The 12,238-nt window shown below is 68.1% G+C and carries 12 protein-coding genes and 2 pseudogenes; 8 read left to right on the forward strand and 6 right to left on the reverse strand.

The window, feature by feature from the left end; genetic code table 11:
- Nucleotides 1-289: pseudogene (locus tag BN11_RS24065) on the reverse strand (IS982 family transposase); the annotation flags it as partial.
- 160 nt (nucleotides 290-449) lie between these two features.
- On the opposite strand from BN11_RS24065, the gene BN11_RS15960 reads away from it, so the two are divergent.
- The 5 genes and pseudogenes from BN11_RS15960 to BN11_RS15975 all read left to right on the forward strand — a co-directional run bounded on the left by BN11_RS15960 (nucleotide 450) and on the right by BN11_RS15975 (nucleotide 4,365).
- The gene (locus BN11_RS15960) at nucleotides 450-872 is read left to right on the forward strand and encodes a pyridoxamine 5'-phosphate oxidase family protein (RefSeq protein WP_083433811.1); all 423 of its coding nucleotides are present in this window, start codon (nucleotides 450-452) and stop codon (nucleotides 870-872) included.
- 4 nt (nucleotides 873-876) lie between these two features.
- A pseudogene (locus BN11_RS25335) lies at nucleotides 877-1,143 on the forward strand (FAD-dependent oxidoreductase); the annotation flags it as partial.
- Between the two features lie 211 nt (nucleotides 1,144-1,354).
- Nucleotides 1,355-2,143 carry an FAD-dependent oxidoreductase gene (locus BN11_RS22970; RefSeq protein ID WP_235435512.1) on the forward strand — a complete coding sequence of 263 codons (789 nt, stop codon included), beginning with the start codon at nucleotides 1,355-1,357 and terminating at the stop codon, nucleotides 2,141-2,143.
- 335 nt (nucleotides 2,144-2,478) lie between these two features.
- Nucleotides 2,479-3,675, forward strand: a complete 1,197-nt coding sequence (locus BN11_RS15970) for an acyl-CoA dehydrogenase family protein (RefSeq protein WP_235435513.1) — start codon at nucleotides 2,479-2,481, stop codon at nucleotides 3,673-3,675.
- Nucleotides 3,676-3,978: 303 nt separating this feature from the next.
- Nucleotides 3,979-4,365 carry a PaaI family thioesterase gene (locus BN11_RS15975; RefSeq protein WP_053084145.1) on the forward strand — a complete coding sequence of 129 codons (387 nt, stop codon included), beginning with the start codon at nucleotides 3,979-3,981 and terminating at the stop codon, nucleotides 4,363-4,365.
- A 115-nt stretch (nucleotides 4,366-4,480) separates the two neighbouring features.
- On the opposite strand, the gene BN11_RS15980 is transcribed toward BN11_RS15975, so the two are convergent.
- Nucleotides 4,481-5,011: a hypothetical protein gene (locus tag BN11_RS15980; protein ID WP_048699348.1), complete on the reverse strand. Its 531-nt coding sequence runs from the start codon at nucleotides 5,009-5,011 to the stop codon at nucleotides 4,481-4,483.
- A 504-nt stretch (nucleotides 5,012-5,515) separates the two neighbouring features.
- Between BN11_RS15980 and BN11_RS15985 the strand changes: the two genes are divergently transcribed.
- From BN11_RS15985 to BN11_RS15995, 3 genes are all read left to right on the forward strand, one after another.
- On the forward strand, nucleotides 5,516-6,013 hold the full coding sequence (locus BN11_RS15985; RefSeq protein ID WP_048699350.1) for a hemerythrin domain-containing protein: 498 nt from the start codon (nucleotides 5,516-5,518) through the stop codon (nucleotides 6,011-6,013).
- A gap of 483 nt (nucleotides 6,014-6,496) precedes the next feature.
- Complete coding sequence (locus BN11_RS15990) at nucleotides 6,497-7,513, forward strand: SDR family NAD(P)-dependent oxidoreductase (RefSeq protein WP_048699353.1); 1,017 nt, start codon at nucleotides 6,497-6,499, stop codon at nucleotides 7,511-7,513.
- Complete coding sequence (locus BN11_RS15995; protein ID WP_048699355.1) at nucleotides 7,510-8,694, forward strand: zinc-dependent alcohol dehydrogenase; 1,185 nt, start codon at nucleotides 7,510-7,512, stop codon at nucleotides 8,692-8,694. The genes BN11_RS15990 and BN11_RS15995 overlap by 4 nt, the downstream gene beginning before the upstream one ends.
- A 45-nt stretch (nucleotides 8,695-8,739) precedes the next feature.
- Here the strand turns inward: BN11_RS15995 and BN11_RS16000 are convergent, their stop codons facing one another.
- The 4 genes from BN11_RS16000 to BN11_RS16015 all read right to left on the reverse strand — a co-directional run.
- On the reverse strand, nucleotides 8,740-9,762 hold the full coding sequence (locus tag BN11_RS16000; RefSeq protein WP_235435514.1) for an SDR family NAD(P)-dependent oxidoreductase: 1,023 nt from the start codon (nucleotides 9,760-9,762) through the stop codon (nucleotides 8,740-8,742).
- The gene (locus BN11_RS16005) at nucleotides 9,759-10,199 is read right to left on the reverse strand and encodes an SRPBCC family protein (RefSeq protein WP_048699357.1); all 441 of its coding nucleotides are present in this window, start codon (nucleotides 10,197-10,199) and stop codon (nucleotides 9,759-9,761) included. The genes BN11_RS16000 and BN11_RS16005 overlap by 4 nt, the downstream gene beginning before the upstream one ends.
- Nucleotides 10,196-11,647, reverse strand: a complete 1,452-nt coding sequence (locus BN11_RS16010; RefSeq protein WP_048699359.1) for a tryptophan-rich sensory protein — start codon at nucleotides 11,645-11,647, stop codon at nucleotides 10,196-10,198. The genes BN11_RS16005 and BN11_RS16010 overlap by 4 nt, the downstream gene beginning before the upstream one ends.
- The coding region (locus BN11_RS16015) for a CPBP family glutamic-type intramembrane protease (protein ID WP_048699361.1) at nucleotides 11,644-12,238 on the reverse strand (595 nt) is incomplete at its 5' end. The genes BN11_RS16010 and BN11_RS16015, both read right to left, overlap by 4 nt.

Raw genomic sequence — 12,238 nt, forward strand, 5'->3', positions numbered from 1 at the left:
CCGCCAGCATCGTCGGGCCGAGCCGGCGGACCCGCTTGTTGTACCCGGGTTGGTGCGGTACGTAGGGGAAGAGGTGGCGCAGGTTGGCGCGCACGTGCCGCACCCAGCGGGCTTCGTCATCGAATCCCAGGACCGCTGACAGCACCGCCATCGTCACCAACTCGGCGTCGCTGACCTGCGGTTTCATCCCGACCGCGGGTCGCCATGGCGCCAGTTCGGGGTGTCTCTTCAGCAGATCGTCAAGGGTCACATACAGTGCGGTGGCGAGGGTGTCCAGATCGGTGTCCACGAGAGCCTCCAGAGCTCGAGTTGCTTCGCAACACCGAGTCTGGGCACCCTCACCCCCCGAGTCCCATACGCCACACCAGTCACCTTGGAATCAATCATCTAGGGTGCGGACAGACTCGGCGTGCAGCTCACCGAGCGTCCCCGAGAGAGGCCCAGCACCCATGTCCATGTCCCTCAGTGAGTTGTCGAAACTGTTGCGCAAGCTGGATATTTGCATGTTGGGCACCCATGGAACCCGGGGCACGCTCGCCGCCCGGCCGATGAGCAACAACAAGGACGTCGAGTATGACGGCACCTCACCACTTCTTCACCTGGGCGGACTCCCGGATGGCCCGGATATCCGCCGCGATCCCGGTGTGCTCCTGACGTTCACGGATCCGAAGGGGGTGTTCGTGGCGGTTCAAGGGACCGCAAGGATCACGACCGACAAGAAGCTCATGGCCGAGCACTGGGTCCCGGATGTCGAGCGCTGGTTCGCCGATGGTGTCGAGACCGCGGGCATTTGCATGATCATCGTGGACGCCAACCGGATCAGCTACTGGACCTACGAGCACGGCGACGGCGAAATCACGATGAGGAAGTGACGTGATGGACGCAGATGTCGTCGTCGTGGGGGCCGGACTCGCCGGTCTGCAGTGCGCGCGTACGCTGACGGCAGCCGGCCTCCAGGTCGTCGTCCTCGAGGCGGCGGACGCGGTCGGCGGTCGCGTGCGCACGGAATGCATCGACGGATTCCTGTGCGATCGCGGTTTCCAGGTGCTTAACCCGGCGTATCCGGCAGTCCGTCGCTCGGTGGATCTGGATGCGCTTGAACTGCAGCAATTCGCGCCGGGGGTCTTGGTCCGTGCGGGTGATGGGTTGCGAGTCGTTGCGGACCCCGTGCGGGCCCCGCAGCTGCTGCGATCCACGTTGTCCAGCGGGCTCGTCAGGCCCGGGGAGCTGCTCGCGCTGACACGCTGGTTGGCGCCGATTCTGGTTGCACCGCAGCCGAATTCGCGATCCGGCGACGAACGTCTGACGCTGTCTCTAGACAACGCAGGAGTGACGGGGCCGCTGCGGCGGGGGGATGGATCGGTTCCTGGCCGGTGTGCTGGTGGACAGCTGGGGGACCTCGTCCGCGAACTTCACGCGGCTGCTGCTGCGCAGCTTTGCGCTCGGTGCACCGGGGCTGCCGCGGGACGGGATGAGCGCGTTGCCACAGCAGCTGGCATCGACGCTGGCCGACGTGCGGCTCAACACGGCCGTGCGGTCCGTGCACCCCTCGACGACCGGAGACGGCAGCCACACCGTGACGACCGACGGCGGGACGATAACCGGCCGTGCTGTGGTGATCGCCAGTGACCCGGCGAGTGCCGCGCACCTCGCGGGACTGCCACCAACGCCGATGAAGGGCCTGGTCACGTGGTGGTTCAACGCTCCGCAGGCGCCGGACCACCGGCCGCTGCTCGTGGTCGACGGCCGCCACGGACCGGACGACGGACCGCCGGGGCCGGTCTGGAACGCCGCGGTCGTCACCGCCGCGGCCCCGTCGTATGCGACCGGCGGGCGCGTGCTCATTCAAGCCACCACGCTGCTCGACCGGCCCGACGGCGACAGCGACGAACGGACCGTACGAGCGCACCTGGGCGACATCTACCAGTGCGCCACCGGTGACTGGGAGGTCGTCGTTCGCCACCGCATACCGCGAGCTCTGCCCGCCTCCCCTCCGCCGCTGCACCATCACCAGCCCGCCCGGGTCGCCCCCGGTTTGTATGTCTGCGGCGACCACCGCGACACTGCCTCGATCCAGGGAGCATTGGTGTCCGGTGAGCGGGTCGCGGGGCAGGTTCTCGCCGACGTGGGGGCGCCGCAGTAGCAAGGGATGGGGGGTGAGACAGCCCGCCATGGCTGCGCCCTCGCCGATCCCGTGATGCCGGCGCCCGGCGGCAAATCGCCACCCCACTGGATGGGTCACCGCACGCCTCCCCGGCACCGCAGACGATGAGGTTTGCCGCCCTCGCGGAGTTGGCAGCCGCCGGCGGGCGACGCCGGCTCCAGGCGCGGTCGAGTTCATCCGGGTGGCCGCCGGCCAGGGCTGGTCTCGCGGGTCGACAAAGCCCGAGAACACGCTCTGAGCCGGCGGGGGCACGACGCCCCCTTCTGCGGAGCGGGGGCGCGGCATACGATCGAATGCGAGGAAAGGACCGCGCCGTGACGCCGAACTCCGCCAAACCATCCCAGAGTCCTGACCAGCTCTTCGGGATCACCGGACTGCTCACCGACGACGAGCTGGTGGTCCGGGAGACGGTCCGCAATCTCATGGCGCGCGACGTGCGGCCGCACCTGCAGGAGTGGTATGCCTCCGGGGAGATTCCCGTGCGCGAGCTCGCCGCGGCGTTCGGCGGGGTGGGGTTGCTGGGGATGCACCTGCAGGGGTATGGCTGTGCCGGGACGAGCGCGACCGCCTACGGTCTCGCGTGCCACGAGTTGGAGGCCGCCGACAGCGGCATCCGCTCGCTGGTCTCGGTGCAGGGGTCGCTGGCGATGTACGCGATCTATCGCTTCGGCAGCGAGGAGCAGAAGCAGGAGTGGTTGCCGCGGATGGCGACCGGAGAGGCCATCGGCTGCTTCGGGCTCACCGAGCCGGACTACGGCTCCAACCCCGGCGGCATGCTCACCCGCGCGACCCGCGACGGCGACGACTGGATCCTCACCGGGACCAAGATGTGGATCACCAACGGCTCGGTCGCCGATGTCTCCATCGTGTGGGCCCAGACGACCGACGCGCCGAGCGGCATCCGCGGGTTCGTCGTCCCGGTCGCCACGCCCGGCTTCTCGGCACCGAAGATCGGCTCCAAGCTCTCGCTGCGGGCGTCGATCACCTCTGAACTGGTGCTCCACGACGTGCGGCTGCCGGCGTCGGCCATGCTGCCCGAGGCGGCGGGCCTGTCGGGGCCGCTGTCCTGCCTGACCGAGGCCCGGTTCGGGATCATCTTCGGCGCCCTCGGTGCCGCCCGCGACTGCCTCGAGACGACCATCGCCTATGTGCGCGACCGGGACCTGAACGGGCGCCCGCTCGCGGCATACCAGATCACCCAGACCAAGCTCGCCGACATGGCCCTGGCCTACGGCAAGGGAATGCTGCTCGCGCTGCACCTCGGCCGGCTCAAGGATGCCGGCGCGCTGCGGCCCGAGCAGGTCTCGCTCGGCAAACTCGACGCGTCCCGCGAGGCGATCGCCATCGCGCGGCAGTGCCGGACTCTGTTGGGCGCCAACGGAATCACGCTTGAGTACCCAGTCATGCGGCACGCCAACAATCTGGAGTCGGTGCTCACCTACGAAGGCACCGCCGAGGTGCACCAGCTGATCCTCGGTCAGCAGCTGACGGGGTATGCCGCGTTTCGCTAGCGTCGTTCCGCCGCGAGGGCGGCCCCGAAGCGGTCGGCAGCGGGTTCATGGAGTCATGGCCGGCTCGCCGCCGCTGCACCGCTCATCGCTCGGTATGTGGCCCGCGCGGGCCGGCTAGTTCGGTCCTGGGGAGGTGGGAGCCGACGCTCCACGCTCTGGGCGATCTGCGGAACCTAACGATGCCAAGCCGATCCCGCCGGCGCTCGTGGCCTTCTCCATGGGCGATCCGGCTTGCGCAACGCGCCGGATCGCACACCCGACTGGGTGGTTGGTGCAGACCCGGAAGAGGGGAGAATCTGCCCGGTGAGAGGATTCCTCGACTACCTCGGCATCGCCTTAGCCGACCCCGACGACGTGGCACGGCCAGGAAACGACGCCGGCGTGCGCATCGTCACCACGGCACAGCATGCCAACATCAATGGCACCGTCCACGGCGGTCTCATCGCGACTCTCGTGGACTCGGTCATGGGCCAGGCCGTCCGCTCGGGCCTCGAGGAGGGCGAGCGCTCCGCGACAGTGTCCATGACCGTCACCTACCTCGCCCCGGCCGAGGTAGGGCAGGAGCTCTGCGCAAGCGCCGAGGTCCGCCGCCGCGGCCAATCGCTCGTCATGGCCGAGGCCGACGTCATGGCGGGCGAGACCGCCGTCGCGCACGCTGTCGCGACCTTTTCGGTCACCTCCGCAGACTGAGCGGTCGCCTGCGTCGCGGACAGCGTCACGGCCCACAAAGCAGGAGGCGACGTGGGCACAGGCACACGCCGCCACGCAGATCCAGCCGAGTGCCGTCGCGGCGCGCCGGGCCCCGTTAAGTCTGTTCGACGTTGAAAGCATCCCCCCGGATGGCGGCATGCATGCGTTCGAGGCGGACTGATTGCTCTTTGGCACGGTCTGCCAACTCGAGCCACTCGTCGGAGGCCAAGCCCAAGGCGGGGGAGAGGACGGCAAGCTCTTGCCAGAGACCGGCCTTCGCGTTCACGGCGCCCCTGGCGAGTTCCAGTTCCAGTAAGGGCGTCATCGGTGAGCGTGTGAACAGTCGGCGGTTGAGCTTAAGGCGGCCCAGCTGTTCGACGACCTTGCCCGCGATGAGGCGCGCGGAATGGTGCCCGAGGCCCAGCTCGTCGATGAGCCGAGAGAGTCGGCGATGCTCACGATCGAGGTCGGCCGCGAACTCGACCAGATCCTGGTGGATCGGAAGATTGGTGTACTCGCGTGCCATGCGCTGCGCACGTGATCTGCCCGCGGTTGCTCCTGCGAGATGGTCGTTGAGGTAGAGCTGCAGCAGGTCGCGATCAAGGCTCTCCGGCACGAGCGGCTGAGGTTGGGGCGTGGAGGTCACACTCGCGATCCAAACACGCAAACCCACTCATCCGCCGCACCCCTAGATGTGAGGACCGCCGCCGCCGCGGCCGCGTGTCCACCCGGGCGTCGCGGCCCGACGCAGGACTGGTCACCGTTGTGTTGACGGCGTGTCGGTCTGCGGTACAGGGCTGTGCACCATGGAGTTAAGGTTGTCCGCATCCAAATTGGCTCGAGGGTCCTCAGCTGCTGGCTCCGATCCCTCTGATGCGATCCGGGCCGGCTGGAGTGGCGAACACACCTGGTCGTCGTCCACGCGCTGACCAGCGCCCTCTCCGGGGGCGATCAACGGATCGGACATTTCTCGATGGTGCGGCTGTTCGGCTCTATCGGCCACGTTCATGTCTCCTCCTTCGCTGCAACACCACTGCTGTGCCGCCACAGAGAGGCATGTGGGACACGCACATGATGTCATCAGGTTCCTGCAGGCTGTCCGCCTGTCATAATGAGACACCCCTCCATACCGTCAGAATAGGGAAAACGGATGTCCACCGACGCCATCACCGTCTTGAAGGCCGACCACAAGGAAGTCGCCCGCCTGTTCGCAGAATTCGAGAAGAAAGCCACCACCCCCGCGCGCAAGGAACAGATCGTCCGCAAGGTCATCGAGCTCCTGACGGTGCACACCTACATCGAGAACGAAATCCTCTATCCCGAAGCTCGCGAACGGGTTCCCGACCTCGAGCAGCACATCCTGGAGTCCTACGAAGAGCATCACGTCGTCGACCTGCTCGCGACCGAGCTGGATGCGATGACGCGCGAGGACGAACGCTTCGAGGCTAAGTTCACCGTATTGATCGAAAACGTTCGCCACCATGTCAAGGAAGAGGAGGGCGAGTGGTTCCCGAAGCTGCGGGACGCGCTCGGCCGCTCCCAGCTATCCGAAATGGGCGCCCGGATGCTCGAGCTGAAAAAGACTTCTCCAACTGGGCCATCGCAACCGTCCGCGTTGAAGAAGGCCATTGACGCCGTCGTGTCATAGGAGCGTCGGTGGCTGCACAGTCAAAGGGGCCCGCAGCCCACCCAGCGTTGTTCAGGACGAGTCGCTGCGTGCCTCTTTGTGATCGCGGCTCGGGAGGTCTGGGCGGTGTCGTCACGTCGTGGCTGCGTCATGGCCCTCGAGCGTCAACTCTCTCCACGCCTCCCCGGGCCGAAGTCATCAACGCCGAGGCGCTTCTTTCGCCGATTTCTTCAGGTCTAGTTCGGTCTCCTGACCAACTTCATTCACTTCGTTGATGAGGGGTGGGACTTCTCCTCCTCGAGCGCTTCTTTGGCGGTGTCGCGAGTTGGCGTTCCTTCGCCCCCGTGAGCAAGGGGGATCGGAGGAGCCACCCAGCCCTAGGTCGACCGCCATTTCCCCCGGCCACTCCGGAGGGTGTATCGCGGTGCCGCCCGCCGTGCATATGGTCGTGGCCCGGCGCGATTGCGCAAACCACAGGAAGCGCCAACCGCAGGAAGGAATGAGATGACGCACCGCATACCCGAACGCCGGCCGGCTGCCCCAGGGCTCGCCCTGGTCGTCGGCGCGTCGCGGGGCTTGGGCATGGCCATCGCCGCCGACCTCACGCAGCGCGGCCACCCGGTGGTCATCTGCGCCCGGACCGGCGATGACCTCGAGACCGCGCAGGCCCAGCTGACGGCGCGGCGGCCCGGAGCGACCGTGCACACGCGCGTGGTCGACATCGGCGACGAACACGCGGTCGATGCACTCGTCGCGGACGTCGAAGAGACCCTCGGCCCCATCGACATCGCGATTGCCGTGGCCGGCACCATCCAGGTCGGGCCCGCAGAGACGATGACGACGGAGGAGTTCCGGGACGCCATGGGCACCATGGCCTGGGGCCCGATCCATCTCGCGTGGTCGGTCCTGCCCGCCATGCGCCGCCGCGGTCATGGCCGTATCGGCGTCATCACCTCGATCGGTGGCATGGTCTCGCCGCCCCATCTACTGCCTTATGCCACAGCGAAATTCGCGGCGGTCGGCTTCTCCGACGGGTTGGCGGCAGCCCTGTCGGGGACAGGTGTGACGGCGACGACGGTCGTGCCCGGCCTGATGCGGACCGGCTCTCACCGGCGGGCCCAGTTCGCCGGCGATGCGGCCGCTGAGTACGCGTGGTTCGCCCCGGCCGCATCGCTGCCGCTCTTGAGTATGGACGTGGAGCGGGCGGCGGCGCGCATCGTCGCCGGCGTTCTGCGCGGCCGGCCGATGGTCATCCTGACGCCCTTGGCCAAGGTCGGAGTGCGCGTGCGCGGATTGATGCCGGCAACGACGACGCGCGTCATGGGTCTGGCAAACCGGCTGCTGCCGGAGTCCGACCGCGCCCCCCGAGAACTCGGAACAATCCGCCCGCGCCTGGTCGAGGGCGGCGAGGCGGACCGGCGGCTCGGCTCGCCACTCGTGCGCCGCTTGACCGTGCTGGGCGAGCGGGCCGCCGACACCTGGAACGAACGCCGCGGCGAACGAAAGGAACAACTGTCATGAAGGCCCTCACCTGGCAAGGAATGCGCTCCGTCGAGGTCCGGGAGGTCCCGAATCCGGTCATCGTCGACCCGACGGACGCGATCGTGCGCGTGACCTCGACCGCGATCTGCGGTTCCGACCTGCACCTGTACAACGTGCTCGCCCCGTATCTCCAGCCGGGCGACATCCTCGGTCATGAGTTCATGGGCGTCGTCGAGGAGGTCGGCAGCGCGGTCGCCAATATCGCTGTGGGAGACCGGGTCGTCGTCCCCTTTAATATCTCCTGCGGACACTGCTGGATGTGCGATCGCGGCCTCTTCGCCCAGTGCGAGACGACCCAGAACCGAGACCAAGGCAAGGGCGGGAGCCTGTTCGGCTACACCGCGTTGTACGGCTCGGTGCCCGGCGGTCAGGCCGAGCGGGTGCGCGTCCCGCACGCCGACTTCGGACCGGTCAAGGTTCCGGACGGACCGGCCGACGAACGGTTCCTCTTCCTGTCCGACATCCTCCCGACGGCCTGGCAGGGGGTGACCGCCTCCGGGGTGCAGCCCGGTGAGACCTTGGCGGTGCTGGGCGCCGGTCCGGTCGGCCTGCTGGCCGTGTCCGCCGCACAACATCTCGGCATCGAGAAGGTGATCAGCGTGGACCTGGTCCCGGAGCGACTTGCGGCTGCCGCCGGCCGCGGTGCGCGCACGGTCGACATGGGCTCGGTCACCTCCGTCGGCGACGCCCTGCGGGACCTGACTGACGGGCGCGGCCCCGACGCCGTCGTCGACGCTGTCGGCATGGAGGCCCACGGCAACCCGGTCGCGGGCGCCCTGATCTCCGCAACGGCACGAGTCCCGAAGCCATTGGCGCGCAAGGCAATCGAAACCGTAGGCATCGACCGGCTCAATGCGCTGCATACGGCCATCGACGCGGTGCGGCGCGGCGGCTGCGTCTCGTTAAGCGGTGTTTACGGCGGCAGTGCGGATCCCATGCCGCTGATGGACATGTTCGACAAGGCGATCACCATGCGCATGGGCCAGTGCAATGTCCGCCACTGGACCGACCGGTTGCTCGAGATCCTGTGTCAAGAGGACGACGTGCTCGGTGTGGAGGCGCTCACCACCCATCGCGCAGGGCTCGACGAGGCCGCGGAGATGTACGCCACCTTCGATGCGCGCACGGACGGTTGCATCAAGGTCGTCATGAAGCCGTAGCCGGCAGGTTCAGCTCACGACGCGTCGATCGGTGTGCAATTGCCGTCATTCGACTTCACGGGCGAGTCCACCTTCCTCCCGGCCCGGATGCGGGTTTCGACCCGGCTCCAACCACGGCTCGAGGGCCTCATAGACCCAGTCGAGAAGGACGTCTCGCTCGTCATGGCCCGCTGCGGTACGGCCCAGTCGGTTGCTCGGACGCGCCTGGCGGTCATGCCAAAGCCGGCCACCGGGCAGCCGGGTTTCGGTGGCCGCGAGCCACGTGATGGTATCCGCCCCTGCGTCCGCGTCGCGCAGGACGGGATGGGTCAGCCGCGCGAATCCGGGCAGGGATTCGCGCACCCCGGGAGTGTCCACCCACCCCGGGTGCATGGCGGCCACCGTCAGATCGGACCACCTGTCCTGGAGCGGCTGGAGCAGTTCCACCTGAGCCCGCTTGCTGCGCGCATAAGCCTTGGCCGGCCGATAGGGTTCCTCGAGGTAGGCGAGATCATCGATACGCAGGCGCTGCGCGTACATGCCGCCCGAGGTCACCAACACGACCCGGCCTCCGCTGAGGCGACGCCGCAGCAGTTCCGTCAGCAGCGCCGGTCCGAGCACGTGGACGGCCATCGACTGCTCGAACCCTTGCGGTGTCAGGGTGTGCCGCGCCGGCATCACCCCTGCGTTGTGCACGAGCCCCGAGAGATCGATTCCCTTCTCGTCCAACTCTTTCGCACACGTGGCGACCGAGTCGAGATCGGCCAGATCGCACATCCATACGGTGCTTGCGCCTGGCAGAGCAGCGGCGACAGGGGTCGCCTTGTCAGGATTGCGCACGATGAGATGGACGTGGGCACCTAGGTCCGAAAGCTGCCGAGAGGCGGCCACGCCGATGCCGGACGAGGCACCCGTGACCGCGATGTGCTTGCCCACCAAGGCATTCGGACGCGGGTCGTCGGGCCACGCCGGCAGATGCCGACGGAGGAGATAGCCGGGCTCGCCGAATCCCCCGGCGATGCTCGCATCGAGCGCCTTGTCGATGGCGCGTCCGGCAAGGCCGGCTAGGCCGGTCAGAGACACGGTCACGACCGGGCAGTGAGCGAGTCGAGGACCGTCTTCATCTGTGCCGCAGTGCGATTCGCGAGCCGGTTCAGCAGAATCCGCATGACGAGGCCGAGGAAGCGTGCCGGTCCCTGCAGGGTGAAGTCCGCCCGATAGATCACGTCGCTACCGCCACCGGCGGCCACGGTCGTGATGGTGTCGCGGGATGTCGTGGTCCGGTTCGAGCCCTCGATGACGAGGCGGTCATCCGTGCGGTCGATGACCTCGTAGACGAGTTCGACGGTGCGTCCGGCGAAGGTGGAGACATTGCGATAGCGCGTGCCCACTCCGCCATCGCCGGAGATGAGGGCGCAGGACTTGGTCCCGCTGTCCCACTCCTCGGCGTTGGTGAAGTCGGCGAGATAGGTGCTCACCGTCTCGGCGTCGGTGGTCGTGGAGACGGTGCGTTCGATGGTGATCATGACTTCCTTCGGTTGCGTCGGGTGATGTCGGCGGTCAGAGCTGTGGCGAAGGCGCACCACGCGGCATACGGACTGAGCAGCCTGCGCCGCCGCGGCCGGGTCGAACCGGCGCGCCGGGCCAGGTCGGCACTCGAGGCCGTGAGCAGGATGGCCTCGGCGCTGGCCAGCGACAGTCGCCCGAGGCCGAAGAAGAGGGCGCTCCAGCCCGCGTTCAGCACCAAGTTCGCGCCAAGCGCCGTTCGGTATGCCGTCGCCTCCTCGGTGCGGCCCTGTCGTTCCAGCGTGGTCAGGTGCGCGGCCGAGGTGCCGGCGATGAGGGCGTAGAGGCTGGTCCACGCGATCGGGAAGGCTGCCTTTGGTGGCTGCCACGCGGGCTTGTCGAGTCGTCGATACCACTGTGACTCGGGATCGGTGACGGCTGTGCCGGCGGCTGCGGTGGCCACGACAGCCGCCGTGCAAAGGGCCAGGTTGCGTGGCCCGGTGTCCGGTCGCGCGTCGCGCATCGCCGTGCGGATTGCCTCGTCGACGCCGATCTGGCAGGGCCCCCCGAGATACTCGTCGAGGTCGGACTCGTGGGCTACGGCAGGGTGGATAAGGCTTCCGACGAGGGGCCGGGCCAGGGCCGCATCGACGGGCGTGATCAGACCGACCCACAGGCTCGCCAGCCCCGGCGTGAGCACGGGCAAGGGCAGGATCAGCCGCCGGCGCCGACCCGTGACCTCGGCGAAGGTTTGCATGAGCTGGCGGTAGCTCAACACGTCCGGTCCGGCGATGTCGAAGGTGCGATTGACGCCGGAGGGGAGGTCCGCTGCCGCCCGTAGGCAGCGAATGGCGTCCTCGGCGGCGATGGGCTGCACAGGGTTGTCCACCCACGACGGCGTGACCATGGCCGGGAGCCGGCTGGTGAGGTAGCGCAGCATCTCGAAGGAAGCCGATCCGTCCCCGAGGATGACGGCTGCTTGCAGGCACGCGGCGGGCACGGAGGAGTCGAGGAAGATACGGCCGATCTCGACGCGAGATCGCAAGTGCGGGGAGAGCCGCTCGTCGCGCGGATGCAGTCCTCCGAGATAGACCAGCCGCTGCACCCCGGCTCTTTCCGCCTCCTCGGCGAAGAGCGTCGCGGCCGCACGGTCCCGCTCCTCGAAGCCGGTGGTGTCTGCCTCCATCGAATGGATGAGGTAGTACGCCACGTCGACTCGGTCCAGCGCGCGGCGCAGGTCCTCCGGTCGTGACGCATCCCCCACCACGACGTCCACCTCGTCGCGCCAGGCGTGACGTTCGACGCCGTCGGGGGAACGAGTCAGGACCCGGACGGTGAAGTCCTCGAGGAGAGCAGGAACTAGCTGCCCTCCGATGTATCCGGACGCACCGGTCACCAGAACCGTTCGTTTCCCCGGGGGCCCTGCCGGCGAAGTAGATTGTGCGGCAGGGGAATCCGTCGTACTCATGCGAGCGTCTCCAATATCGGGGGTAGCAGGAAGAGCATCGAGCTCGACCAGATGACGTGGGTGAGGATGGGGCCGAGCACTCCACCGGTGACCCGGCGTTGCAGCCCGGTGAGCAACCCGAGCAGAGCGGCGGCCAGGACGAGCATGGGGTTGCCGGTGCCCGCGGTCGTCAGGGCATAGACGGCAGTGGTGATCGTGACGGCATAGCGCCGTCCGATGGCGGCATACAACGCGCCGCGAAAGTACAGCTCTTCGGCGATGCCGTTGACAGCGACGATGGCGGCGATCAGCCCGAGCGAGCCGACTCGGGCGTGATCGAGGACTGCGTTGACCTGCGCGCTGAGCGCAGGCACCTGCGCGACCACGAGGGCGCCGAGGGCGAAGACCACAACCAGCAGCCCGCCCAGCGCCAGGCTCTGCACGATCGGAAGGGCGTCGGGACCGCCGGCGCGGGTGTGCGCGCGGCCGAGATGGAGCGGCCCGGACGCCAACGCCCCGGCGCTCCAGATTCCCGCGAGCAAAAAGGTTGCCCAGGAGAAGGCAGGGTCCCCGGGGGGGATCCGCAGCGCCCAGGCGAGCACCGCCGACCCG

The organism is Nostocoides australiense Ben110 (assembly GCF_001050535.1).
Lineage (GTDB): Bacteria > Actinomycetota > Actinomycetes > Actinomycetales > Dermatophilaceae > Nostocoides_A > Nostocoides_A australiense.